Source organism: Sorangium sp. So ce1014 (genome assembly GCF_051521505.1).
Lineage (GTDB): Bacteria > Myxococcota_A > Polyangia > Polyangiales > Polyangiaceae > Sorangium.
Genome location: NZ_CP150356.1, coordinates 546,894 through 570,877, shown reverse-complemented (window position 1 = coordinate 570,877; position 23,984 = coordinate 546,894). Strand labels below are relative to the sequence as shown.

The window sequence follows — 23,984 nt, the reverse complement described above, 5'->3', positions numbered from 1 at the left end:
TCGGAAGAACGCCGCCGCGGTGGCCGGCCGCATAGCCCACTACACTCGCCGCCGTGCACTTCACCATCCCGCTCTTCGAACGCCGGACCACGAACGTCGAGTGCGTGACGCTTGGCCTCGGCCCGAGCACGCGATCGCGGGCGGGGCGGCACCCGGAGCGCGTCCGGCGCCTGCTCGCCGAGGAGCTCAGGCCCCTCTTCGAGAAGGCGCGCGCGGCGCAGCTCGCGCGGCTCGAGATGCCGCGCGGCCTCCGGCTCGAGAAGGTGCGCCTCGAGCTCTCGCTCTCCGGGTCCGGCGAGCGCCGCAAGGTGAGCGGGCTCTGCCCCGTCGTGCTCGAGCCGCGCTGGGCCTCGGAGCACGAGCGCATCGTCTTCGCCTACCACCCCACCCGGCAGGGCGACGCCGCGCCCCTCCGCGACGATCTCCCGCTCGATGAGCAGCTCCGCGCGCTGTTCCAGGTCGCGTGGGCCGGGCTCGACGACGACGAGATCGCGCGGCTCTGGAGCCAGGGCAAGGAGCGCATCACGGCGCTGTCGTTCTCGTGCACCCCGCGCTCGGCGCTCGCGGATCTGCCGGATCGACCGGGCGACGACGACACAGGCGCCGACCCGGCGTTCCGCTGGAAGAAGCGCCGCGGCCTGAAGGTCCTGCCGAGCCTCGGCGTGAGCCTCACCCAGCGCGCGGCCGAAGGCGGCCTCGACGCGGGCGCGCCGCGATCGCCGCAGCGCGAGCAGCTCGCGCTGCTGCTCGGCGCGGGCCGGGCCCAGCCGGTCCTCGTCATCGGCCCGCCGGGGTGCGGCAAGACGACCCTGATCCACCGGGCGGTGGTCGACCTCCTGGAGGCCGACGGCTACGGCGCCCACAAGAACCTCGACCGCGCGCGCGACGTCGTCGCCGTGAGCGGCCGCAGGCTCATCGCCGGGATGAGCCACCTCGGCGACTGGGAGAAGCGCTGTGTCGATCTCGTCGAGGACGCGCGCAGCCGGGGCGCGATCCTCGTCGTCGACGACATCCAGCACTTCGGCCGGATCGGGAGGTCGCGCGAGAGCGAGCGCTCGCTCGCCGACTTCTTCCGCGGCCCGCTCTCCCGCCGCGAGATCGTGATGGTCGGGGAGTGCTCCCCCGAGGCGTTCCGCCTCCTCGAGCAGGACGCCCCCTCGTTCACGGCCCTGTTCACGCCGCTCTTCCTCCCCGAGGCGACCCCCTCCGAGACGTTCCGCCTCATGGTGCGGGAGGTCCGCGCCCTCGAGCAGCGCCACGCCGCCCGCGTGAGCCCGTACGTGCTGCGGACGATCCTCGACCTCGGCGGCTCGCTCCTGTCGGCGCAGGCGCTGCCGGGCAAGGCCATGGATCTCCTGCGCGAGGTCGTCCGCGCAGGCGGGAGCCCCTCGCCCTCCGGGGAGCAGGCGGCGGCGCGCGGCGACGCGCCGCGGCCGGTCGCGTCGCAGGACGTGCTCCGGCTCCTGTCGCAGAAGACCGGGGTGCCGAGGCTCCTGCTCGGCGGCGACGAGCCGCTCGACGCCGGCGCGCTGGAGGAGGAGCTCGGCCGCCGGATCATCGGCCAGCCGGAGGCCGTGCGCGCCGCGGCGGATCTCGTGGCGCGCATCAAGGCGGGCCTCGTGGATCCGCGGCGCCCGTACGGGGTGTACCTCTTCACCGGGCCGACGGGGACCGGCAAGACCGAGCTCGCCAAGTGCATGGCGGAGCTCATCTACGGCAGCGCGTCGCGGCTGCTCCGCTTCGACATGAGCGAGCAGAGCGGCCCCGACGCGCCGGCGCGGCTCATCGGCGATCGCTACGCGCCCGACGGGCTCTTGACGCAGCGGGTGCGGGAGCAGCCGTTCTCGCTGGTGCTGCTCGACGAGATCGAGAAGGCGCACCCGTCGGTGCACAGCCTGCTGCTCCAGCTCTTCGAGGACGGCCGGCTCACCGACGCGGCGGCGAGGCCCGCGCACTTCAACCACGCGGTGGTGGTGATGACCTCCAACCTGGGCGCGCGCGCGCGATCCTTGGTCGGCTTCGGCGCCGGCTTCGGCGCCGGCTTCGGCGGCGCGGGGCTCCCGGAGGCGCGGGCGCTCGCGATCGCGGAGGAGTCGGCCCAGGAGGTCGCGCGGGCCGTGCGCGAGTTCTTCCCGCCCGAGCTGTTCAACCGGATCGATCGCGTCGTGCCGTTCCGGCCGCTGACGCCCGAGGTGGCGGTGCGGGTGGCCGAGAAGGAGCTCGACCGGCTGCTCTGCCGGCGCGGGCTCGCCGAGCGGAGCGTCTTCGTGCGCCGGGGCGCCGGCGTGGCCGAGCGGATCGCGCGCGAGGCGTTCGTGGCCGAGGACGGCGCCCGCTCGGTGAAGCGGTTCATCGAGGACGAGATCGGCTCGCTGCTCAGCGACGCGCTCACCCGCGGCGCGCCCGCCGCGATGCAGCTGCTCCGCATCTTCACGACGTCCATGCCCGCCGGGAGCGACGGCGCCGCGGCGCCCCCGTTCGCGCTGCACCGCGAGGCGCTCGAGGAGGCCGAGCCCGCGGCCGCGGCGTGGGCGCTCGCGCCGCTCATGACGAGGCCGCTCGACGCGCTCACGGCGGAGCTCTCGCCGCTGCTCGAGTTCGTCGACGACCTCGAGCGCGGCGACGGCCTCGCGCGCCTGTCGGCGCGGATCCGCTACCACCTCGCGGAGCACGGCCGGACCGCGGAGGGGCCCGAGGCGCACGAGCACGCGGAGGCGGTCTACAACCTCGACGCGATGCGCGGCGCGATCCAGGCGTTCCGCGAGCGGATCGAGCTCGTCCGGCGGCGGAGCGGCGACGACGACGAGCAGCAGCAGCTCGACCTGGAGATGCGGCGGTTCGGCTACGTGACCCTGGGGGAGGACGAGTGGAATCGCTCCCGGGTGCGCCTCTTCCACCGGCGCCAGCTGCCGGGCCCGCTGCGCCGGCTGGCGAAGCAGGAGGTGCTGGAGTGCATCGCCGAGGGCCACGCGCTCCGGCGCGCGCTCCGCAAGGTGGACGAGCCGGGCCAGCACGCGGTCCTGATCGAGCTGCTCCGCGCCGCGCACTTCGAGGAGGGGCCGGCCGGCGGCCCGGGCGGCGCGCGGGAGGAGGGGCTCTTCGAGGCGCTCGCGCGCGCGTACAGCGAGGCGGGGGGCGAGGTCGAGGGGTGGGCGGGCGCGCCTCCCGGCCGCGCGCCTTTTGGGGATCGGCACGGGCACGCGCCCGCGATCGCGCAGGGCCGCGGGACGGCGGGGCTCGACGCGATGCTCACGGGCGGGGCGGAGCTCCTCGTCCTGAGCGTCGTGGGCCTGTGCGTGCTCGACTTCTTCGAGCTCGAGACCGGCGCGCACGTCTGGACGTCGCTCGCGCGCGGCCCCGAGGTGGTGCGGGTGCGCGTCCTTCCGGCCCGGCCGGGCCTCTCGCCGGCGGTCGCGGTCCGGGAGCACCTCGAGCGGCAGGCGGCGTTCGACGAGGCGGCGCGGCACGGGCGCGCGCTCCCGCCGAACCCGGCGGCGCTCCTGCCGGTGGTGCGGAGGATCCGGTTCGACCCGCCGCGCCGCCCGGGCAGGGCCGCGCCGATCGAGATCGAGGACTACGCGATGGGGTACGCCGAGGCGGCGCTGGTGAGGAGCCTGTCGCAGGCGCTCGCGCCGCTGTGGCTGCTCAGGATGAGCCGGGAGGACGTGGCGTAGCGGGCGCGCTTTTCCGAGCGACCTCGAGCGCCCGACGCCTCAGGGCAGCCGGAACAGCGGGCGGCCGTAGGGCAGGAACGGCCAGGGGATCGCGGCGAGCACGATGAGCAGCGCGAAGAGGATGCCGAGCGCCATGCGCCGGTGCCGCGCCGTGGGATCCGCGGCCCGCTTCGCCCGGCTCAAGGCGATGTGGGCGACCGCCACCGCCACGATCATGGTGAAGATGTGCTCGACGGCGAAGAAGCGCAGCGCGGCGATGGGCATCGCGGCCTTCAGCGCGGCCATCGAGGTGGGCCGGAGCGGGCTGAGCACGACGTACAGCAGGAGGCCGAGGAGGAGCTGGGTGTCGAGCGAGCCGATGAACGCGGCGCTGATCTTGCGATCCGTCTCGGTCCACGGCCTCCGCTGGGCCCAGCCCCGGACCGACCGCACCAGCGCAGCCAGCCCGAACAGCAGGACGGCCCAGCGCAGCCACGAGTGCACGACGAGGACGAACGAGTAGATCATGGACGCTGCTTTCCGGCCGCGGTGCCGGCCTCGATGATGTACTCCGCCACGTCGGCGAGGTCCGACTCACGGACGCCGCGAAAGCTGGGCATCGGGGGGACGTCGGTGCGCTTGCGGCCCGGGGTCACGGCCCAGCGGACGATGCCCTCGGGGTCGGTCGCATAGAGGGCCGCCATCTCGCTGAGCGGAGGGCCGACCAGCTTGGCGGCGGGGGCATGGCAGGCCGCGCAGAGGGTGGAGAACAGGGCCTTGCCCTTCGCGGCGCGGGGCGAGAGCGCGAGGCCCTCGTCGGGAGCCGGCCCCTTGCACGCGGCCACGAGCACGAGCAGGAGCAGGAGCAGGGCGGCGAGGATCGGCGACCGTGTCATGCGGGCGGGCCGGAACATAGCGCGCCCGCGGGCCCGGGTAACGCGACGTTGTGACGCAGGGCTCGCCAGGGCGCCGGGCCAGCTCGCTCGAGGCCGCAGGGCGGGAGCCCGAGGAGGCGCACGGCACGCCACGGCGATCACTGCGTCTTGAACAGGTCCAGGATCCCCTGCCCGATCGCGGCCGGGTCCGGCAGCGCCACGCCGGCCGGCTCGGTGCCCTCGAGGAACACCTCCTCGACCGCGTTCTCCTGGCCGGGCATCGCGAGGCCGCCCGTCTCCGGGTCGATCTCGAGGCGGACGATCCCGAGCGGCTCCGGGAAGTCGGTCGCCGGTCGCCCCGCGTGCGCCTTGTCCATGAACGCGATGAAGGCTGGCAGGGCGGCGCTGCTGCCCACCTCGCGCGCGCCGAGCGGCGTGGCGTCGTCGAAGCCGGTCCACACGGCGCACGCGATGTCGGTCGAGTAGCCGACGAACCACGCGTCCTTCGCGCTGTTCGTCGTGCCGGTCTTGCCCGCGATCGGCCGGCGCAGCGAGAGCGCCTGCTTCGCCGTGCCGACCTCGACGACCGACGCGAGCAGGTCCGTCGTGATGTACGCCTCCGCCGCGGTCATCGCCGGCCGCGGCGGGGGCCGCGCGGGCACGGGCAGCGCCTCGCCGCGCGGGCCCGTGATCTTCGTCACGAGGACGGGCTCCTGGTACGCGCCGCCCGCCGCGAACGTCGCGTAGGCGGCCGCCATCTCGCGCGGGGTCACCTCGTAGGAGCCGAGCGCGAGGGACAGGTCGGCGCCGAGCTTCGAGGTGATCCCGAGCTCGCGCGCCCACGCGACCACGGCCTCGGGGCCCACGTCCCGGAGCGCCGACACGGCGGCCACGTTCACGCTGTGCGCGAGCGCCTCGCGCAGGCGCTTCGGGCTCTGCCCCTCGCTCTCGTCGTAGTTGCCGGGCTTGTAGCCCTCGAGCGCCGCCGGGTTCGTCTCGAGCATCGACACGGCCGTGAGCTTCCGCGCGTGGACGCCGTAACCGTAGACGATGGCCTTGAACGTCGAGCCCGGCTGCCGGTGCGCGTGGCTCGCCCGATCGAGCCCGCCGCGCGCGCCCTCGTAGCCGCCGACGAGCGCGACGATCTCGCGCGTGCGCGCGTCCAGCGCGATGAGCGCGCCCTGCGGTCCGAGGTCCAGCCGCAGCTTGCCGGCCTCGATCTCGCCCGCGAAGCGCACACGCAGCACCTTGCCGACCTCGGCGAAGCGGCTCGGCGGCAGCCCGCGCGGGTTGTACCGGCGCTCCTTGCGCAGGTCGGCGGTCCCCTGCGCCGTGCCCACGCGGATCGCCAGCGTGCCGCGCGCGTCGTCGGCGCCGGTCACGACGCCGAGGTAGACGCGGTTCGGGTCCCTGGGGGCGCCCTGGAACGGCGCCGGATCCGCCTTGGCGCGGGCGAACGGCGCGGCGAGGCCGTGGCGCGCGGCGTAGGCGTCGAGGTTCTGGCGCACCGCCGCGCGCGCGGCGGCCTGCATCTTCGGATCGATCGACGTCACGACCGTGTAGCCGCCGTACCTGGCCTCGGGTCCGACGGCCTTTCGCAGCGCGCGCTCGGCCTCGGCGAGCACCTCGGACGCGAGCTCGTCCGAGGGCTCCGGCTCGGGGGCGAGGCGGATCGGCTCCGCGAGGGCGGCGTCGATCTGCGCGGCGGGCAGGAAGCGCTTCTCGCGCATCTGGCCGAGCACGAAGGCGCGGCGCTTCTCGGCGCGCTCCTGGTTCACGCGCGGCGAGTAGATGGAGGGCCCCTTCACGATGCCCGCGAGGAGCGCCGCCTCGGCGAGCGTCACCTGACGGATGCTCTTGCCGAAGTAGAACCGCGCCGCCTCCTCGACCCCGTAGCGCCCGTGGCCGAAGTAGATGTGGTTCAGGTAGAGCTCGAGGATCTGGTCCTTCGTGAGCTCCTGCTCGATGCGGCGGGCGAGGAGGAGCTCGCGCATCTTCCGGTCCAGCGTGCGCTCGTGCGTGAGCAGGACGTTCTTCACGACCTGCTGGGTGATCGTGCTGCCGCCCTGGCGCGCCTCCGCCGAGCGCAGGTTCACGATCAGCGCGCGGAGCATGCCGAGGTAGTTGAGGCCGTCGTGTTTGTAGAACCTGGCGTCCTCGGCCGCGAGCGCCGCGAGGCTCATCGCCGGCGGGATCTCGGTGACGGGCACGAGGGTCCGGCGCTCGACGAAGAGCTCGCCGATCACCGTGCCGTCGCGCGCGAGGAACCGCGTCACCTGCGGCGGATTGTAATTTTTCAGCTCCGCTGTTGTCGGCAGGTCGGCTTCGTAGTGCCGGACGACGAGGAAGAACGCGATGACCGCGGCGGCGGCCAGGCAAGCGAGGGCGATCGCGAGCCGCTTGCCCCAGCGGACGAGCTGCGGGCGGAGCGGCGGCCTGGGTCCGGCGCCGTGGGGCTTCCGCTGGAAGACCGCGCGGAGCGCCGCGAGGGCCGCGCGGAGCGCCGCGGCGGCCCGCGTCTGCAGCGCGTGCCCGGCCGCGGGCGGTGCCGCCGGCGGGTTCCCCGGCGCGGGCGGCGCCGGCGCGGCGTGCTGGGGCGACCAGCGCCGCGTCGGTGCGCGCTCGCTCGGCGTCGGGTCGGAGCTCGCCGCGCCTGCGTCGTACGGCAGCGTGGGCTCCAGCGGGGCCGGGCGGGCGCTCGGCCCTTGTTGGGGGCCGGGCGCCTGGGGCGGCACGGCGGGTCTTCGCGGGGGATCCGAGGCCATCTGTCAGCGCGCCGGGGTCAGCAGCGCCATGACGGCGCAAGTGAGGTGTTCCGAACGCGCCACGGTATCACGAGCCGGACGCCGGCCTGGACTACGGCCGCACCGGGTTCGCGCCTCGCTGAGCCGAGAGCGCCAGCACCAGGGTGAGCGACGTGCCGTTCCGGCCCGCGTCGACGAATCCAAGGCGCCGGTACAGCCGTATTGCAGGGTTGTCGGGCGAGACGCTCAGAGAGATCGCCGGATAACGGTTCCGTGCCGTGTCCAGCAGGGAGGTGAGCAGCCGAGTGCCCAGCCCTCGTCCCCGGTGCTGGGGCAGGAGCGCGATGGCGAGCTCCGGGGTCTCGTCGTCGACGTGGCCGTACCCTCGCAGCGCGCCGGTGAGCCGCCGGAGCCATGCGGCGCCTGCGGCCTCGCCCTCCTGGAGCGCCACGACGCCCAGATCGTCCAGCTGTCCCCAGCCTTGCACGTACCTGGAGAGCTCGGGCCGGTGCACGATGTCCCGTGGAGGCGGCGGGCTGCCTTCCGGGACATGGATGGCCTGGTAGAGCATCTCCCAGAGCAAAGGCTCGTCGGCCGGGGTCAGGAGGCGAATCATGAGCCTTCCGAGGATCCCGTCGCCGGCGATCGTGCTCCAGCCTGGCCCACCGCTCTTCGCTCGCCCCCTCGGGGGCTGTTTCAGCGCGCAGGCCGGACTGTCATCCTTGCGGAGGTGAGGACGGGATTCGAACCCGCGTATAACGGTTTTGCAAACCGTTGCCTAACCACTTGGCTACCTCACCGACTGTTCGAAGCGGCGGGAGGTCATGCCTCAGTTCTGCCCAGCTGTCAACGCCTTCGCCGCCGCCCTCGCCCGCATTTACACATTTACACGCCCGGGCGGCCTTTACCGGCATTTCGCACGGGCATTTCGCCTCCGTGAGCCGGCGGAGGTCGGCCGCTTCCCTCCGCCGGCCTCTGCCCCCGGGAATACCCCCTTACCGCTCCCGCTCGCTCCGCCGCTCTCCCCGCGCTCGCCGCTCTCCCCGCGCGCCCGGCATCCGTGCCCGTGCCCGTGCCCCGAGCGTCCGCCCGAGGTAGCTGGCCGCGTAGGTCGCGAGCCGCGTCGCCTGGAGCAGCCCGCTCGGCGCGATCCCCTTCCCCGTCTGGAACGGGTTGAAGCGAAGCGTGTTCTGGTCGATGTCCACCGGCTCGTACAGCTCGATATCGGCCACTGCCATCCAGCGCGCGCGCGCTCCCCCGCGCCTGACCTCGAGCCGCAGCAGCGCGAGCCCCGCCGCGGCAGCGCGCTCCAGCCTCTCCCGGCGATTGCCCTTCGTCGTCGACGCGCGCAGCGGCACCAGGCGGAACCTCGCGCGACCGAAGCCCTCCACGTCGAACGGCAGCTGCGCGTAATAATCGTTGTCCAGGAAATCACGCCTCCTCGTCGTGAAGATGGCGATCGGAAGCAGCGACAACCGGCGCGCGCTCAGGAAGATGAGATCCTGATCGCCGGCGCTCGCCGTCGGCGTCACCTCTTCGCTGGTCCGGAAGCGCACGGCGACCCCCAGCACGTCCGGGCGGCGCTCGCCCTTGCCGCCCCGCCACCGCCAGATCCCGCCCGACAGCCGCACCAGCGCCGGCCCCGCCAGCCGCTGCGCCAGCGCGCCGACCTCGCCCTCCATCGCGAGCGCCTTCACCCCCGCGCAGTAAACCACGCCGTCGGGATGGAACAGCCTCGCTCCCCGGACAAGGCTGCCTTGCCAGACGAGGGGAGACAGAACTCCCCCGATCGCACGACCCATCGCTTCAAAGATCCGCATGGTGCTCCCCTCGCTCGAACCTGGAGCGCAGGCGGCCAATCGCAAGCTGGGCGAAGCCCGACGGCGCTCCTCGCTATCGCTCGCGCGACGAGGCCGCCCATGAAGGCGGGAAGGCATGAAGATCCTCGAGCGCTTCTTCCCGCCTCCCCGCCTTGCTGCTCGGCGGAAAGACCCAGCCCGACAGCGCGCCTGTCGCCGCGCTCACCCGGGGCGGAGCGCCGAGATCTGCTGTCTACCGCGCGGGCGCGTCACCCTGCGCCGGCGTTCGCCTTCTCGAGCTCCGGGCCGGTCTCGCGCTGCGCCCGGTGCTCGATCAGGCGCTTCACCACGAGCGTGAGGAGCGCGAGAAGGACGAGCAGCGAGGCGACGGCGAACGCCGCCGAGAAGTGGAACTCGTTGTAGAGCACCTCGACGTGCAGCGGCATCGTGTTGGTCTGCCCCCGGATATGGCCGGAGACGACCGACACCGCGCCGAACTCGCCCATCGCCCGCGCGTTGCAGAGCACCACCCCGTAGAGCAAACCCCACTTCGCGTTGGGGAGGGTGATGCGGAAGAACATGCTCCACCCGCTCGCGCCGAGCGACAGCGCCGCGTGCTCCTCGTCGGCCCCCTGGCTCTCCAGGAACGGGATGAGCTCGCGCGCGACGAAGGGAAACGTCACGAACGTGGTCGCGAGGATGATCCCGGGGCGATCGAAGATCACCTGGATGTCGTGATCCATCAGCCAGGGGCCGATCACCCCGTGCGCCCCGAACAGGAGGACGAAGATCATGCCGGAGATCACCGGCGAGACCGCGAACGGCAGGTCGATCAGCGTGACCAGCAGGCTCTTGCCGGTGAACTCGAAGCGCGCGATCGCCCAGGCCGCGGCCACGCCGAAGACCAGGTTGAGCGGCACCGCGATGAGCGCGGTCGTGAGCGTCAGCTCGATGGCGGCCACGGCGTCCGGCGCGGTGATCGCCCGCCAGTAGCCCGAGAGGCCGTCCTTCAGCGCCTCGATGAACACCGCCACGACCGGCAGGAAGAGGAAGAACCCGAGGAACGCGAGCGCCACCGCCGTGAGCGCCCAGCGCACGAGCGGGGGCTCGGAGGTCGCGCCGCGCACCGCCCCGCGCGACCTCACCCGCAGCTTGCCCGCCGCGCCCGCCATTACGACGCGACCCCGGACGCGCCCGGGCCCGCGGGCGCCGCGCGCGGCGCCTCGACCGGGCTCCGCGACGAGCCGCGCGCGCCGCTCCAGGACTGGAGCCGGTTGATCACGAACAGAAGCACGAAGGAGCAGAGCAGCATCACGAGCGCGAGCGCCGTCGCCCCCGCATAGTCGTACTGCTCGAGCTTCGTCATGATGACGAGCGGCGTGATCTCGGTCTTGAAAGGCATGTTCCCCGAGATGAACACGACCGACCCGTACTCGCCGAACGCCCTCGCGAACGACATCGCGAAGCCGGTGAGGATCGAGGGCCAGAGCGCCGGCAGGAGGATCCGACGGAAGATCTGGAAGCGGCCCGCGCCGAGCGACGCCGCCGCCTCTTCCTGGTCCACCTCGAGCTCCTCCATCACCGGCTGGACCGTCCGCACGACGAACGGGAGCCCCACGAAGGTGAGCGCGATGACCACGCCGAGACGGCTGAACGCGCTCTGGATCCCGAGCGGATAGAGGAACTGGCCGACCCACCCCTGCTGCGCATAGATGGCCGTGAGCGCGATGCCCCCGACCGCCGTCGGGAGCGCGAACGGTAGATCGACGAGCGCGTCGACGATCGACTTGCCCGGGAAGCTGTAGCGCACGAGCACCCACGCCACGAGCACGCCGAAGACCGCGTTGATGCCCGCCGCGATGAGCGACGCGGCGAAGCTGATCTTCAAGGAGGCGATGGCGCGCGCAGAGGTCACCACGGCCCAGATCTCGCTGGGCGAGAGCGTCGCCGTCCTGAGGAAGATCATCGACAGCGGGACCAGCACGAGCAACGACAGGTACGTTACCGTGATCCCCATCGCGAGCCCGAAGCCGGGCAGAACGCTCTGTCGCCGCCAGAGGAGAGCCACCGAAATTTACTTGCCGGCCTGGTAGATCTGGTCGAAGACGCCGCCGTCGGAGAAGTGCGCCTTCTGAGCTTTTTGCCACCCGCCGAACAGCTCGTCAATCGAGAAGAGCGCGACCTTCTGGAAGACCCCCTCCGACTCGGCCGCCGCGAGGACCGCCGGATGGCGCGGGCGATAGAAGTGCTTCACCGCGATGCGCTGCCCCTCCTCCGTGTAGAGGAAGTTGAGGTACGCCTCCGCCGCCGCCCTCGTCCCGCGCTTGTCGACCACCTTGTCGATCACCGCGACAGGAGGCTCGGCGAGGATGCTGATCGACGGCACGATCACCTCGAACTTGTCCTTGCCGCTCTGCTTCACCGCGAGCAGCGCCTCGTTCTCCCAGGCGATCAGGACGTCGCCGAGCCCGCGCTCGACGAACGTCGTGGTCGAGCCGCGCGCGCCCGTGTCGAGGACGGGCACGTTCTTGAAAAGACGGCCGACGAAATCCTTCGCTCTGGCCTCGTCGCCGCCCGCTCGCTTCAGCTCGTACCCCCACGCGGCGAGGTAGTTCCACCGCGCGCCGCCGGAGGTCTTCGGGTTCGGCGTGATGACCGCGACGCCCTCCTTCACGAGATCGTCCCAGTCCTTGATGCCCTTCGGGTTGCCCTTGCGCACCAGGAAGACGATGGTCGACGTGTAAGGAGCGCTGTTGTCCTTGAGGCGCGCCTGCCACCCCTCCTTGAGACGACCGCTCGGCACGAGCGCATCGACGTCATAGGCGAGCGCGAGCGTGACAACGTCCGCCTGGAGCCCGTCGATCACCGAGCGGGCCTGCTTGCCCGAGCCGCCGTGCGACTGCTTGATGGTGACGCCCTGTCCGCTCTGCTCCTTCCAGCGCTTCGCGAAGGCGGCGTTCACCTCTTCATAGAGCTCGCGCGTCGGGTCATAAGAGACGTTCAGGAGCTCCACCGAGCCCGATTTGCTCGCCTCGCTCTTCGAGCACCCGGCCAGCGAAAGCACGCAGCAGAGCACCATCATCAAGCATCGCATCGGTCGTACTCTCCGTTATCCGGTCGCCAGAAACCGCGCTTCCCGCTGCGCGAGCGCGTCGAGGAGCTGCTGGAAGCGCGAGGCGCCGCAGCGGCGCGCCATGAAGGCCGCGCGGCCGAGCTTGTGGCAGAGCTTCTTGGCGAGCAGCACGCCGCCGTGGCTGTTCACATCGGTGAGCACGATCACAAGATCGGCCCGCTCGATGGCCGCCCGCAGCTCGGCCGCCCCGCGGCCCCCCGTGTTGCCGGTGTGAAACTCCAGATGGTGCCCGGCCTGCAGCGCCATCCGCTCCAGCTGCGCCTGGTTGCGATCCAACCCACCGATCCAGGTGATCCGCATCGCCCCGTCTCCTTGCTACCCGCAGCGGGTGACCGCCGCTATAGCGGACATATCTCACGCTAAAGCAGAGGGCGCAAGGGAGATCTGACAATATAACGGACGACACGTCTTGGATACCGGAGGGACACGGGGCCGCTGGAGCTCGTGAAGCCCGGGGGGGGTTACCCGCGCGATCCGTAGGTCATGACGAGGTACATGACGGCCTCGGAGCTGCCCAGGTTGCGGTAGCTGTGAGGGCTGTCGGCCTCGAAGAGGATGGCGTCGCCGGTCTCGAGGACGCGCCGCTCGCCGGCCACGATGATCTCCACCGAGCCCTCCGTGACGACAAGGTTCTCGGAGGTGCCGGGGGCGTGCGCGTCGGCGTTCTCCACCGAGCGCGGCGCGAGGCGGAGCTCGTAGAACTCCACGTTGCGCGGCCGGTCCGTCGGGAAGAGCGCCCGGGAAGAGAAGTCGCCGTCGCGCGAGCGCAGGATGCGCGCGTGCGAGACCTGCATGACGGTCGTGACGGGCGAGGCCGCCTGGCTCATCAGCGCCGAGAAAGGGACCCCGAGGGCGCGCGCGATCTTCCAGAGGACGTTGATGGTCGGCGTGCTCTGGCCCAGCTCGATCTGCCCGAGCATCGCCCGGCTCACCCCGGACGCCTTCGCCAGACGCTCGAGCGACAGGCCGCGCTCGGCCCGGAAGCGCTTCAGGTTGGAGGCGACGACCGGCGTGAGGTCCGAGGACTCGTCGAGCACCGGGTCGTCAACGCCCGGATCGCTCGCCGGGGGCGGCGGCGGCTCGGGGGTCGCCGGTCGCGCGGATGACTGAGCTCTGCGTGCCTTCACTGGAATCGTATCCGCCATGGTGGAGGCCGCGCGTCAAGCAAGCGAGCGCCGAGGCGCTCAGGCGACGTCAGAGGCGACGTCGGAGGCGACGTCCGCCACCGCGCGTCGGGCCGGTGATGGGCCGGGCGCCGGGGGCGCGACCGCGGGCGCCGCCGCGGGGAGCGCGGTGGCGGTGTGACCGGTGATGAGCCGGGCGCCACGCTTAAAGGTGATGTACTGCCACATCCACGCGAACATGACGGCGAAGCGGTTCTTGAAGCCGATGAGGAAGAGCACGTGGACGCCCAGCCAGGCGAGCCACGCGAGCGTGCCGGACATCTGCAGGCGCCCGACCTTCGCGATGGCGCGCGAGCGGCCGATGGTCGCCATCGTCCCCTTGTCGCGGTAGGCGAACTGCCCGCGCGGGAGGCCCTCGAGGTCGCCGAGGATGCAGCGCGCGACGAAGCGCCCCTCCTGGATCGCGGCGGGGCTGAGGCCGGGCACGTCGACGCCGTTCCGGTCGCGGAGCAGGGTCATGTCGCCGATCGCGAAGGCGTTCGGGTGCCCGGGCAGGGAGCAGTCCGGCTCGATCTTCACGCGGCCGATGCGATCGAGCTCGACCCCGAGCGAGCGCGCGAGCGGGGTGCCGCGGACCCCCGCCGCCCAGATGACGGTCGTCGCGAGGAGGCGCTCGCCGTCCTCGAACTCGACCCCCTGCTCGTCGATGGTCCGGAAGCGGCGGCCCTTGATGACCTCGACCCCGAGCGACGTGAGCTGCCGCTCGGCGCTCGCCGAGAGGCCCTCGGGGAAGGCCTGGAGGATGCGCTGGCCGATCTCGACGAGCACCACGCGCGAGAGCGAGGCGTCGAGGGAGCGGAAGTCACGGGCGAGGATGTAGCGCGCGAGCTCGGCGAAGGCGCCGGCCATCTCGACGCCCGTGGCGCCGCCGCCGATGACGACGAACGTGAGCAGCCGCCGCCGCACGGCGGGGTCGTCCTCGCGCTCGGCGGCCTCGAAGGCGAGCAGCATGCGCTCGCGGATGGTGAGCGCCTCGTCGAGGTTCTTGAGCGCCGGCGCGAAGCGGGCCCACTCGTCGTGGCCAAAGTAGTTGTTCGCCGCGCCGACCGCGAGGATCAGGTAATCGTACTCCATCGCGTCGGCATCGACGGTGATGCGCCGACCGGCGAGGTCCACGCCCGTCACCTCGCCGAGCAGGACCCGGACGTTGCGCTGGCGCGACAGGACCGATCGGATCGGAACCGCGATGTCGGCCGGCGAGAGGCTGGCGGTGGCCACCTGGTAGAGCAGCGGCTGGAACAGGTGGTGATTGGTCCTGTCGACGAGCGTGACCCGGACGGGCGCGTTGCGAAACGCCTTCGCCGCGTTCAGGCCGCCGAAGCCTCCACCGACGATCACGACGTGGGGCTCTTTCGCGGTCGATGCCATGGCGCCTCCTGGCGAGGAACGCTTCCTCGGTGGCACGCCGATGGTAGGGGCCGCCGATCAGTGCGGCAAGCGGGCGCGATCTGCGTCGGTCTGCCCGTCGATCTTCGCGTCGTTCACGTCGTTCCTCGGGCCTTCGGCCTCGCCGCGTAGCGCCTCGGCGAGCAGCTTCCGGCCGCGGTGCAGGCGGCTCATGACGGTGCCGACCGGGACGCCCAGCTGCGTCGCTGCGTCCTTGTAGGACATCTCCTCGAGGTCCACGAGCACGACGGTGTCGCGGAAGGTGGGCGGGAGCGTCGCGAGCGCGCGCCGCACGCCGGGCGACAGGAAGTGCACCTCGGCGCGGCGCTCCGGCGCGGTCCACGCGCACGGGTCGGTCGCGAGCACGTCGAGGGCGTTGCGCTCGCGGCGGCTGCGCCGGCAGCGGGTGATGAAGACGCTGAAGAGGATCTGATGCACCCACGCCCGCAGGTTGGTCCCTCGCTCGTAGCTCTCCGCGAACCGGATGGCGCGCTCCACCGTGTCCTGCACGAGATCCTCCGCCGTCGCGGGCGATCGGGAGAGCCGCAGGGCGCGGCCGAAGAGCTCCGGTGTCATTTCGACAAGGCCCCGGAGCAGCTCGTCGACCGCCGCCCGCGAGCCCTCGCCCGGTGCCGTCCGGGCCGCGCCGAGCGACGGCCCGCGCCCGGCCGCGCGTGTCCCGCCGGGCGACAGCGGCGCTGGGTTCGGGGACCGGGCGGGGACATGGGCAGCGTGGACAAGCATGGCGGGACCTCCTGCGCATCGACCCTGGCAAGGCAGGTGCCACCGAGCGGACCGCGCGAAAGACGCGAAAAGCGCGGGATGGCGCGGGCGGAGGCACGCGGGGCGCGTGTCAAATCGACAGCAGGTCGCCGAGGCTCGTCAGAGTGGCGAAGAGGCCCGCGGCGCGGGAGCAGGCCGAACGTCAAGGCCGCCCGCGCCGGGCGCGAGCGGCGCAGGCGTCGGGTTCGTCTCGCTGGGCTGGGCAGCGGGCGCATCAGGTCATCGCCGGCTGGAACACGGTCGCGCTGCAGTCGAGCCCCCGAGGTGCTGCCCTGCACCTCGAGGCCGATCCGGGCGCTGGAGCCCGGCTCCATGGGCGTGCGATGATCCTGCCATGAACAAGATCGCGGTTCTCGGATCAGGGATTGTCGGGCAGACGCTGGCGGACGGGTTTCTCAAGCACGGTCACAGCGTCATGCGCGCCACGCGCCAGCCCTCGAAGCTCGCGACCTGGCTGGCGGATGCGGGTGCGAAGGCGACGGTGGGGACGTTCGCGGAGGCGGCGCAGTTCGGCGAGCTCGTCGTGCTCGCCGTGAAGGGGACCGCGGCGGAGCAGGCGATCGACCTCGCGGGCCCCGGGGCGCTCGCGGGGAAGACGGTCATCGATGCGACGAACCCCATCGCGGACGAGCCGCCCGTCAACGGGGTGCTCAAGTTCTTCACGGGGCCGAACGAGTCGCTGCTCGAGAGGCTGGTGCGGCGCGCGCCCGACGCCCATTTCGTGAAGGCCTTCTCGTCGGTCGGCAGCGTGTGGATGGTCAATCCAGACTTCGATGGCGTCCGGCCGACGATGTTCATCTGCGGCGACGACGCCCGCGCGAAGAAGGAGGTGGAGGGCATCCTCGACGCCTTCGGGTGGGAGACCGAGGACCTGGGGAGCGTGGAGGCGGCGCGCGCGATCGAGCCTCTCTGCATGCTCTGGTGCATCCCCGGCCTGCTGAACAACCGGTGGACGCATGCGTTCAAGCTCCTGAAGAAGTAGCCGGACAGATCGAGTGAGGAGGATAGGAACCGTCAAGGCGCCAAGAGAAGAGAGCAAATCAGCAGGACGCCAAGATAAAGAGATCTTCTGGGTTCCCCTGGCGTCCCTGGCGACCTAGACCTGCCCGGACAGCGGATCTTCCCCGGCGGCCAGCGCGGCGATCAGGCCCGGGACCAGCTCGGCGATCTCGCCCGCGAGCAGCCCCCGATCGCTGCCCGTCTGCGCGCTCCACACGTCCCCGGCGAGCGCGTGGATCAGCACCCCCGCGCTCGCGGCGGCGGAGGGCTCCATCGAGCACAGGAGGGCCGCGATCATCCCGGTCAGGACGTCGCCCGAGCCGGCGGTGGCGAGCGCCGGGTTGCCCGCCATGCAGATGAGCATGCGGCCATCCGGGAGCGCGATGACCGTGCGCGCCCCCTTCAGCAAGACGATCGCCCGGGTCAGCGCCACCGCCTCGCGCACCGCGCCGAAGCGGTCCTCCTCGACGGCCCGCGCGCTCCGGCCCAGCAGCCGGCCGAGCTCGCCGGAGTGCGGCGTCAGGATGAGGCTCCCGCGCGCGGTCGCGAGCGCCTCGGGGCGGCCGGCGAAGTGCGTCAGGGCGTCCGCGTCGACGACCTTCAGGCCGTCCCAGCCGAGCACGACGTGATCCACCGCGGCCCGCGCCCGCTCGTCGAGGCCGAGGCCCGGGCCGATCGCGACCGCCCGCCGCCCGGCGAGCGCGCCGTCGAGCGACGCCGCGATGCAGGCCGGATCGATCGCGGTCGTCATCAGCTCCACGACGCGCGACTCCATCGCGGGCGCGGCGTCGGCCCAGGTGCAGATCGTCACGAGGCCCGCGCCCGTGCGCATCGCCGCGCGCGCCGTCAGCAGCGCGGCGCCGAGCTTGCCGGACGAGCCGGCGATCACGAGCACGTTGCCCGCCTGGTGCTTGTAGACGGTCGCCTCGCGCGGGCGCAACGACGCGCCGATCGTCTCCTTGCGGATGACCTCCGCGACGTGCCCCACCTCGGCGAGGATCGGCCGGTCCGGGACGCCTAGATCGACCACGTGGACGTTGCCCGCGAGCCGCGCGCCCTCGGGCGTGAGCAGGCCGATCTTGAGGTGGCCGAACGTGACGGTCTCGTCAGCCTGCACCGCGGCGCCGAGCGGCGCGCCGCTGTCGGCGTCGAGGCCCGAGGGCACGTCGAGCGCGATGCAGAGGCAGGTCACGGTGTTGAGGACGCCGATGACGTCGGCGAGGTGGCCCTCGATGGGGCGAGCGAGGCCCGTGCCGAAGATCGCGTCGACCACGAGATCGGCCTCCGCGAGCGCGGCCTCGAGCGGGGCGAGCGACGCGCCCGGGGGGAGCTCGGTCAGCGCGCCGCCGAGGTCGACGTACGCGTCGTGGTTGATGCGGCTGTCGCCGGTGACCTTCTCGGACGGGGCGGTCAGAAAGACCTGGACCTCGGCGCCGCGGGCGAGGAGGTGGCGCGCCACGACGAAGCCGTCGCCGCCGTTGTTGCCGGCGCCGCAGACGACGACGACGCGGGCGTGGAGCGGGTACGTCGCGGGCTGCCCGGGGCTCGGGACGTGCCGCACCGGGAACGAGCGGACCCGCGCGGCGCGGGCATCGTCGGCGTCGCGGCGGCCGTTCGGCGGCGGCGGGCGGCTCCCGGAGCGAGGGCCGCCTCCGGAGGGCAACGTCGCCGGCCAGCGCGCCCGCGCGGGCGCCTGGCCGGGCGCGGGCAGGTGCGGCGCGGGGCGCGCGGCGTGGCCGGGGAGCCCGGCGGCGCCGGCCTGTGCGGCGCTGCGCGCCTCGATGATCGCCGAGATGACGTCGGCGGCGCCGCGGCCCGCGTTCTCCATGAGGACCACGCCGGGGACGTGGCAATGGTGGATCGCGTGCTTGTCGAAGGCGCGCATCTGCGCGCGCGAGAGGACCGGAATCACGAGCGCTCTTTCCCTTCGTCGTCCAGGCGGGATCGGCCTTCGCCGTCCTCGTCATTCGTGGTCGGGGATCGGCCTTCGCCGTCCTCGTCATTCGTGGTCGGGGATCGGCCTTCGCCGTCCTCGTCATTCGTGGTCGGGGATCGGCCTTCGCCGTCCCCTTCCAGGATCACCACCGCCGCCGCCACCCCGGCGTCGTGCGTGATCGACAGGTGCACCCGCTGGACGCCCATGCGGTCCGCGAGCGCGCGCGCCGGGCCGTGGAGCGCCATCGTCGGCGGCATGCGCGGCGCGCCCCGCACCTCCAGGTGGTGCCAGCCGACCCCCGGCGCCCCGGCCAGCGCCTTCACCACCGCCTCCTTCGCGGCGAAGCGGCCCGCGAGCGCCGTCGCCCGGTCGACACGGTGCGCGAGCGAGCGCCGCTCGGGCTCGGACAGCACGCGCTCCCAGAACCGCTCCCCCCATCGCGCGAGCGCCTCCTCCATGCGTCCGATGCCGCAGACGTCGATGCCGATGCCGAGGATCATCCAGCCACCTCGAGGGGCCGGCAGCCCGGCCCGGCGGCCCGCGAGGGCGCCGCGGCGCCCTCGCGGGCGGCGCTCGCCCCGATGCGATCGGCAGAAGAGAGACGCAGGGGGAAGGCCATGAGGCGACTCTACCCTATTCAATCGCGACGCCCGTGATACGCGAGCCGCCTCTCGCCCCGATCGCGGAGAAACGCTTTCGCGGGCCGCGCGCCGGCGGCCCGATGCGAGGCAGGCGGCCGCGGCCCGATGCGCCGCGCGGCTGACGGCGAGCGCGGCGAGCGCGGCAGCGGCGCATCGCGCGCCGCCGGAGCGCGCCGGCGTCGCCGTCATCGGAAGCGACAGTATCGACATCGTCGCCGGCGGCGACGATGTCGATACGAGGCGATAGCGCGCTATCAGGCGTCGGGCGCGGCGTGATACCTTCGCGCTCCCACACAGCGTTCGCGGGCGAGGGACGAACGGATGACGGCGGAGAAGATCGAGTGCGCTAGCCGTATCGAGGCGGTCGTCGTGTACGCGCGCGGGGCGATCGTCACCCGACGCGTCGAGCTCGCGGAGCCGCTCCCTCGCGGAGCGATCGAGATCGCGGTGCCGGGCATCACGCCGCTGGCCGAGCCGGGGAGCTTCCGCGCGCTCGTGGCGGCGGCGGGCGCCTCGCCGGACGCGGCGGCCGCGCCGCGCGAGGTCGTCGGCGTGCGGGCGCGCCTCGTCGTGCCCCCGGCGCCCGTCTCGAGGAGCGCGCTCTCGGCGCAGCTCCGCGAGCTCGAGCTCGCGATCGAGCGCCTGTCGGCCGAGCACGACCACCTCCGCCGCTGGCGCGACCAGCTCGCCGCCGTCGCGCTCGCCCCGGAGCTCGCGCGGCGCTTCCGGCCGGGCGACCCGGCGGCCCGCATCCGCGACGCGCTCGCGGTGAGCGGGCTGCTCTCGGACGAGCTCGCCGCCCTCGACGCCCGCACCGCGGCGCTCGAGGCGGAGCTCGAGCGCGCCCGCAAGGAGCTGCTCTCCGCGCAGCTCGACGCCGCCCAGGCGACCCGCGGCGAGGTCGAGGAGCGCGCCCCGGCGCGCCTCGACGTGGTCGTGCGGCTCGCGCCCGCGCGCGGCGGGGCAGGCGGCGAGCCGGCGCTCCGGCTCGAGTACGCCGTCGGCGCCGCGCGGTGGTGGCCCGCCTACGCGGCGCGGTTCTCGCGCGGCGCGACGGAGGTCGCCCTGCAGCTCGACGCCCTCGTCGCGCAGGCCTCCGGCGAGGACTGGCAGAACGTGCGCCTCGCGCTCGCCACCGCCGATCTCGTGCAGGACACGCGGCTGCCGGAGCTCGCCTCGCTGCGCCTGAGCCGCGCGCAGCGCCCCCCGCGCCGCGGTTACCGCCCGGCGCCGGAGGGGCTCGACGCCCTGTTCGAGGGGTTCGACCGCTTCGTCACCGCCCTCCCCCAGCCCGCCGCGGGAACCACGGTCGCCCCGGGTCAGCTCCCGCCCGCGTCCGACGAGAACGACGATGACGACGACGACGAGCCCACGCTGAGTCGGCCCGTGCCGAGCCAGACCCGACAGGAGATGCGGGAGGCGATGGACAGGATCGCGCCGCCACCCGGCGGGGCCGCGCCGCCGCCACCGACGACGTGGCCGGAGCGCGGCTCGGCCCCCGAGCCGCCCCCGATGCCGGCCGCTGCGCCGCTCCCCATGCCGCTCGCCGCGCCGGCGCGCAGCAAGTCGCGCGGGCTGGCGCTCCCCTCGTTCGGCGGCAGCTTCGGCGGTTCGCCCCCGCCGCAGGCGCTCCAGGCGAGCGCGCCCCAGGCGCCGAGCGCCGCCTTCGCCCGCGTGGCGAGCGCCGAGCGCACGGCCGGGCTGGCGGAGGATTCGCTCGGCCACGACGAGGAGCTCGAAGGCGCCGGCGCGGCCTCCGCGCCGCTCGAGCCCGCGCAGGTCGAACGGTGGCTCGACTTCGACGCGCTGCACCTCCCCCGGACGGGCCCGCAGCGCGGCCGGCTCGCGCACGACAAGCCGGGGCCTTCGAGGCGCGCCGCGCGCCGGGCGCAGATGGACATCGACCACCTCGGCGCGCCGCCCCGGGCCGTGGACCCACGCGCCTCGCGCGGGCAATTCGATCACCTCTACGCCGGCGAAGGCGCCGCCGACGTGCCGTCGAACGGCAGGCGCCACCGCGTTGCGCTGAGCGCCGCACGCGCCCCGGCGGCGCCCCGGTTCGTGACCGTGCCGCGCGAGGCCGCCGAGGTCTACCGCGAGGCGCACGTCGAGAACCCGTTCGACGCCCCGCTGCTCGCGGGGCCGGTCGAGGTCTTCGTCGACGGCGCCCTCGCGGCGCAGTCCTCGCTCGGTCACGTCGACCGGGGCGGCCTCCTCCGCGCCGGCCTCGGCGTCGAGGAGCGGATCCGGGTCGCGAGGAACGCGCGCGTGGAGGAGTCGAGCGCCGGCCTGCTCGGCGGCTCGCTCGCCGTCGAGCACACGATCACCATCGATCTCTCCTCGTCGCTCGGCGTGGGCGTCGAGGTCGAGGTCCTCGACCGCATCCCCGTGACGGACGACAAGGACGTCGAGATCAAGCTGGTCTCGTCGCAGCCGAAGGCCGAGCCGTTCACCCAGGAGGAGCTCGGCGAGCCCGTGCGCGGCGGCCTGCGCTGGCGCGTCGCGATCGCGCCCGGCGGCAAGGCCTCGGTCGCCTTCACCTACCGCGTGGTGTTCTCCTCCAGGAACGAGGTCGTCGGCGGTAACCGACGGGAATAACAGGGGAAATAGGCGCACCATGGCAACGGATGCGGACGGTTCGGACCGGGCGGAGCGGAGCGCCGGCGGAGGGGACGAAAGCGAGGTGATCGGCAGCGGAGCGAGCGCCGCGCTCGGGTGGGGCGCGCCCCACCCGAGCGCGGCGCGCGTGGTGACGCTGTTCGAGGATCGCGCCGAGGTCGTGCGCGCCGCGCGCGTCGAGGTCGCGGCCGGGGCGCAGTGGATCGCGATCGGCGGCGTGTCGGTGTTCGTCGACGAGCGCACCGTGCAGGCGCGCGTCGCGGGCGCGGGCGTCGAGGGCGCGGGCGCCGACGGCCAGGGCGCGGTCCGGGTGACGGCGGCGCGCGTGCGGTGGAGGGCGCACCGGGAGGCGGCGCTCGGGCGCGAGGCGATCGACGCGCTGGAGCGCGAGCAGCGCGAGGCGTCCCGCCGGGCCGGCGCCGCCGAGCGCGCGCGGGACCGGGCGTCGCGCCGCGAGGCGCACCTCGACCAGCTGCTCGCGAAGTGGGCGCACGCGATGGGCGAGGCCCCGAAGGACGCCGGCGAGCCGGCGCGCCTCGCCTCGTGGCGCGCCGGTGTCGAGGCCCTGCACGCGGCGCTCACCGAGGCCCTCGGCGCGTCGGCCGACGCGCGCGCGGCGCGGGCGCACGCCGAGGACGACGCCCGGCGCGCCGCGGCGCGGCTGCGTGAGGGGTCGATCGAGCAGCCGCGCTACGAGGCGGTGATCGAGGTCGAGGTGCACGCGCCCGCGCCGCAGCCCATCGAGATCGAGCTGACGTACCGCGTCGCGTGCGCGATCTGGCGCCCCGAGCACCTGGCGCGGCTCTCGGCCCACGCCGCCGCCGGCGCGGGCGGCCCCGAGGCGCAGGGAGCAGGCGGCTCGGTCGAGCTCACCACGTGGGCCGCGGCGTGGCAGGCGACGGGCGAGGCCTGGGAGAACGTCACCGCGCGCTTCTCGACCGCGCGGCCATCGAGGAGCGCCGAGGCGCCGCTCCTCGCGGACGATGTCCTCCGGGTGCGGCGCAGGGCGGAGGTCGACCGCCGCCGCGTCGTCGTCGAGGCGCGCGACCAGGCGATCGCCATGGCCGGGCTCGGCCGCGGGGCGCGGGCCGTCGACGAGATGCCGGGCGTGGACGACGGCGGCGAGCCGCTGATCTTCGAGGCGGCGGAGCCGGTGACCCTCCCCTCCGACGGCCGCCCGACGCGTATCGAGATCGCGCGGCGCTCGATTCCGGCCGAGCTCGCGCTCGTGCTGTACCCCGAGGCCCACCCCGCGGCGCACCTGCGCGCGACCGTGACGCTGGACGGCGGCGGCGCCGGCGGGAGGCCGCGCCCGCTGCTCGCGGGCCCGGTGAAGGTCGCGCGCGGCGGCAGCCTCATCGGCCGTGCCCGGCTCGACTTCGTCGGCGCCGGCGAGCCGTTCGAGCTCGGCTTCGGCGTGGACGACGCCGTGCGCGTGCGACGCACCGTCGACGAGGAGCAGGAGACCTCGGCGATCACCGGGAGCCGAAAGATCCGCCGGCGCGTGAAGCTCTCTGTTTCCAACCTCTCCAGCAGCGTGAAGCGGGTGCTCGTCACCGAGCGGATCCCTGTCAGCGAGGTGGCCGACGTCGAGGTCGCGCTCGGCGAGGCCCCCGGCTGGACGCTCGATGAGGACGAGAAGGACGGCTTTCTCCGCGGCCGCATCGAGCTGCCGCCGAAGGGGCTGAGGACGATGTCGTTCAGCTACGAGCTCCGCGCCGCCTCGAGCGTTGTGTTGCCTTTTTGACATGCGACCGCCGCCGTCGCGATCCTCGCCGTGAAGCGCGTTGACAGGACGCCGTGCGCTTCTGTAACTGATGGATTCTCCAGCAGCTTCACTCGCGGAGGAGGAGGATCGCCATGAGGCAGCAGATCGACGGGGCCGTGGTGCTGACCGCGGCCGACGAAGACGGCATGGAGTATTTGCCCAACAGAGGGGTCTTCCTGGCACAGCTGCTGGGAAGGGGGCTCGGTCAGGGCTTCGGCTTCTACAAGGGCAAGATGGACCCCGGCTGTGAGATCTCGCGCGAGCTCCACACCGAGACCAGCGAGACCATCTACATCCTGGCCGGCAAGGCGCTCGGCATCGTCGGCGACCGCGAGGTGCCGCTCGGCCCCGGCCAGATGATGCACGTCGAGAAGAACGTGCACCATGGGCTGCGCAACGCGGGCGCCGGGCAGCTCGAGTTCCTCGTCATCGGCCACCCCGACTTCTGACTCGCGCGGTCCGCC

20 protein-coding genes and 1 tRNA gene are annotated in these 23,984 nt (G+C 73.4%); 5 read left to right on the top strand and 16 right to left on the bottom strand.

The window, feature by feature from the left end:
* Positions 1-53: 53 nt before the first annotated feature.
* Positions 54-3,674: an AAA family ATPase gene (locus WME75_RS02220; RefSeq protein ID WP_437485935.1), complete on the top strand. Its 3,621-nt coding sequence runs from the start codon at positions 54-56 to the stop codon at positions 3,672-3,674.
* A 39-nt stretch (positions 3,675-3,713) separates the two neighbouring features.
* On the opposite strand, the gene WME75_RS02215 is transcribed toward WME75_RS02220, so the two are convergent.
* From WME75_RS02215 to WME75_RS02155, 13 genes are all read right to left on the bottom strand, one after another.
* A complete protein-coding gene (locus WME75_RS02215; protein ID WP_437485933.1) occupies positions 3,714-4,181 on the bottom strand; it encodes a hypothetical protein in 468 nt (155 codons plus the stop codon).
* Positions 4,178-4,549, bottom strand: a complete 372-nt coding sequence (locus WME75_RS02210; RefSeq protein WP_437485931.1) for a c-type cytochrome — start codon at positions 4,547-4,549, stop codon at positions 4,178-4,180. Before WME75_RS02210 ends, WME75_RS02215 begins: the two co-directional genes overlap by 4 nt.
* A gap of 137 nt (positions 4,550-4,686) precedes the next feature.
* Entirely contained in the window at positions 4,687-7,263 is a 2,577-nt protein-coding gene (locus WME75_RS02205) for a penicillin-binding protein 1A (protein WP_437485929.1), read from the bottom strand.
* Positions 7,264-7,384: 121 nt separating this feature from the next.
* Entirely contained in the window at positions 7,385-7,888 is a 504-nt protein-coding gene (locus WME75_RS02200; protein ID WP_437485927.1) for an N-acetyltransferase family protein, read from the bottom strand.
* 112 nt (positions 7,889-8,000) lie between these two features.
* Positions 8,001-8,072, bottom strand: a tRNA-Cys gene (locus WME75_RS02195).
* Between the two features lie 195 nt (positions 8,073-8,267).
* On the bottom strand, positions 8,268-9,092 hold the full coding sequence (locus WME75_RS02190; RefSeq protein WP_437485925.1) for a hypothetical protein: 825 nt from the start codon (positions 9,090-9,092) through the stop codon (positions 8,268-8,270).
* A 248-nt stretch (positions 9,093-9,340) separates the two neighbouring features.
* Positions 9,341-10,243 (bottom strand): sulfate ABC transporter permease subunit CysW, encoded by a 903-nt coding sequence (gene cysW, locus WME75_RS02185; RefSeq protein ID WP_437485923.1) that lies wholly within the window; start codon positions 10,241-10,243, stop codon positions 9,341-9,343.
* Positions 10,243-11,139 (bottom strand): sulfate ABC transporter permease subunit CysT, encoded by an 897-nt coding sequence (gene cysT, locus WME75_RS02180; RefSeq protein WP_437485921.1) that lies wholly within the window; start codon positions 11,137-11,139, stop codon positions 10,243-10,245. The genes cysW and cysT overlap by 1 nt, the downstream gene beginning before the upstream one ends.
* 6 nt (positions 11,140-11,145) lie before the next feature.
* On the bottom strand, positions 11,146-12,165 hold the full coding sequence (locus tag WME75_RS02175; RefSeq protein ID WP_437485920.1) for a sulfate ABC transporter substrate-binding protein: 1,020 nt from the start codon (positions 12,163-12,165) through the stop codon (positions 11,146-11,148).
* 15 nt (positions 12,166-12,180) lie between these two features.
* Positions 12,181-12,504, bottom strand: coding sequence for a DUF2325 domain-containing protein (locus tag WME75_RS02170; RefSeq protein WP_437485918.1), 324 nt, complete (start codon positions 12,502-12,504; stop codon positions 12,181-12,183).
* 161 nt (positions 12,505-12,665) lie between these two features.
* A complete protein-coding gene (locus WME75_RS02165; protein ID WP_437485916.1) occupies positions 12,666-13,331 on the bottom strand; it encodes a helix-turn-helix domain-containing protein in 666 nt (221 codons plus the stop codon).
* A gap of 57 nt (positions 13,332-13,388) precedes the next feature.
* Entirely contained in the window at positions 13,389-14,756 is a 1,368-nt protein-coding gene (locus tag WME75_RS02160) for an NAD(P)/FAD-dependent oxidoreductase (RefSeq protein ID WP_437485915.1), read from the bottom strand.
* A 57-nt stretch (positions 14,757-14,813) separates the two neighbouring features.
* Complete coding sequence (locus WME75_RS02155; RefSeq protein ID WP_437485913.1) at positions 14,814-15,518, bottom strand: RNA polymerase sigma factor; 705 nt, start codon at positions 15,516-15,518, stop codon at positions 14,814-14,816.
* Between the two features lie 373 nt (positions 15,519-15,891).
* On the opposite strand from WME75_RS02155, the gene WME75_RS02150 reads away from it, so the two are divergent.
* The gene (locus WME75_RS02150; RefSeq protein WP_437485911.1) at positions 15,892-16,539 is read left to right on the top strand and encodes an NADPH-dependent F420 reductase; all 648 of its coding nucleotides are present in this window, start codon (positions 15,892-15,894) and stop codon (positions 16,537-16,539) included.
* Positions 16,540-16,653: 114 nt separating this feature from the next.
* Here the strand turns inward: WME75_RS02150 and WME75_RS02145 are convergent, their stop codons facing one another.
* The 3 genes from WME75_RS02145 to WME75_RS02135 are packed head-to-tail and all read right to left on the bottom strand — an operon-like array spanning position 16,654 to position 19,111.
* Positions 16,654-18,468 carry an NAD(P)H-hydrate dehydratase gene (locus WME75_RS02145; RefSeq protein ID WP_437485909.1) on the bottom strand — a complete coding sequence of 605 codons (1,815 nt, stop codon included), beginning with the start codon at positions 18,466-18,468 and terminating at the stop codon, positions 16,654-16,656.
* A complete protein-coding gene (acpS, locus tag WME75_RS02140; protein WP_437485907.1) occupies positions 18,465-18,992 on the bottom strand; it encodes a holo-ACP synthase in 528 nt (175 codons plus the stop codon). The genes WME75_RS02145 and acpS overlap by 4 nt, the downstream gene beginning before the upstream one ends.
* Positions 18,989-19,111 carry a hypothetical protein gene (locus WME75_RS02135; protein WP_437485906.1) on the bottom strand — a complete coding sequence of 41 codons (123 nt, stop codon included), beginning with the start codon at positions 19,109-19,111 and terminating at the stop codon, positions 18,989-18,991. Before WME75_RS02135 ends, acpS begins: the two co-directional genes overlap by 4 nt.
* 343 nt (positions 19,112-19,454) lie before the next feature.
* On the opposite strand from WME75_RS02135, the gene WME75_RS02130 reads away from it, so the two are divergent.
* The 3 genes from WME75_RS02130 to WME75_RS02120 all read left to right on the top strand — a co-directional run bounded on the left by WME75_RS02130 (position 19,455) and on the right by WME75_RS02120 (position 23,969).
* Positions 19,455-21,731: a DUF4139 domain-containing protein gene (locus tag WME75_RS02130; RefSeq protein ID WP_437485904.1), complete on the top strand. Its 2,277-nt coding sequence runs from the start codon at positions 19,455-19,457 to the stop codon at positions 21,729-21,731.
* Between the two features lie 19 nt (positions 21,732-21,750).
* Positions 21,751-23,499 (top strand): DUF4139 domain-containing protein, encoded by a 1,749-nt coding sequence (locus tag WME75_RS02125; RefSeq protein WP_437485902.1) that lies wholly within the window; start codon positions 21,751-21,753, stop codon positions 23,497-23,499.
* Between the two features lie 113 nt (positions 23,500-23,612).
* Positions 23,613-23,969, top strand: a complete 357-nt coding sequence (locus tag WME75_RS02120) for a cupin domain-containing protein (RefSeq protein WP_437485900.1) — start codon at positions 23,613-23,615, stop codon at positions 23,967-23,969.
* The last annotated feature ends 15 nt before the right edge of the window (positions 23,970-23,984 follow it).

Bases quoted from the DNA above. Each gene is read 5' to 3' on its own strand.
- WME75_RS02215 (WP_437485933.1), bottom strand. From the start codon at position 4,181: ATGATCTACTCGTTCGTCCTCGTCGTGCACTCGTGGCTGCGCTGGGCC.
- WME75_RS02210 (WP_437485931.1), bottom strand. From the start codon at position 4,549: ATGACACGGTCGCCGATCCTCGCCGCCCTGCTCCTGCTCCTGCTCGTG.
- WME75_RS02200 (WP_437485927.1), bottom strand. From the start codon at position 7,888: ATGATTCGCCTCCTGACCCCGGCCGACGAGCCTTTGCTCTGGGAGATG.
- WME75_RS02190 (WP_437485925.1), bottom strand. From the start codon at position 9,092: ATGCGGATCTTTGAAGCGATGGGTCGTGCGATCGGGGGAGTTCTGTCT.
- cysW (WP_437485923.1), bottom strand. From the start codon at position 10,243: ATGGCGGGCGCGGCGGGCAAGCTGCGGGTGAGGTCGCGCGGGGCGGTG.
- WME75_RS02175 (WP_437485920.1), bottom strand. From the start codon at position 12,165: ATGCGATGCTTGATGATGGTGCTCTGCTGCGTGCTTTCGCTGGCCGGG.
- WME75_RS02170 (WP_437485918.1), bottom strand. From the start codon at position 12,504: ATGCGGATCACCTGGATCGGTGGGTTGGATCGCAACCAGGCGCAGCTG.
- WME75_RS02160 (WP_437485915.1), bottom strand. From the start codon at position 14,756: ATGGCATCGACCGCGAAAGAGCCCCACGTCGTGATCGTCGGTGGAGGC.
- WME75_RS02155 (WP_437485913.1), bottom strand. From the start codon at position 15,518: ATGCTTGTCCACGCTGCCCATGTCCCCGCCCGGTCCCCGAACCCAGCG.
- WME75_RS02150 (WP_437485911.1), top strand. From the start codon at position 15,892: ATGAACAAGATCGCGGTTCTCGGATCAGGGATTGTCGGGCAGACGCTG.
- acpS (WP_437485907.1), bottom strand. From the start codon at position 18,992: ATGATCCTCGGCATCGGCATCGACGTCTGCGGCATCGGACGCATGGAG.
- WME75_RS02135 (WP_437485906.1), bottom strand. From the start codon at position 19,111: ATGGCCTTCCCCCTGCGTCTCTCTTCTGCCGATCGCATCGGGGCGAGC.
- WME75_RS02130 (WP_437485904.1), top strand. From the start codon at position 19,455: ATGACGGCGGAGAAGATCGAGTGCGCTAGCCGTATCGAGGCGGTCGTC.
- WME75_RS02125 (WP_437485902.1), top strand. From the start codon at position 21,751: ATGGCAACGGATGCGGACGGTTCGGACCGGGCGGAGCGGAGCGCCGGC.
- WME75_RS02120 (WP_437485900.1), top strand. From the start codon at position 23,613: ATGAGGCAGCAGATCGACGGGGCCGTGGTGCTGACCGCGGCCGACGAA.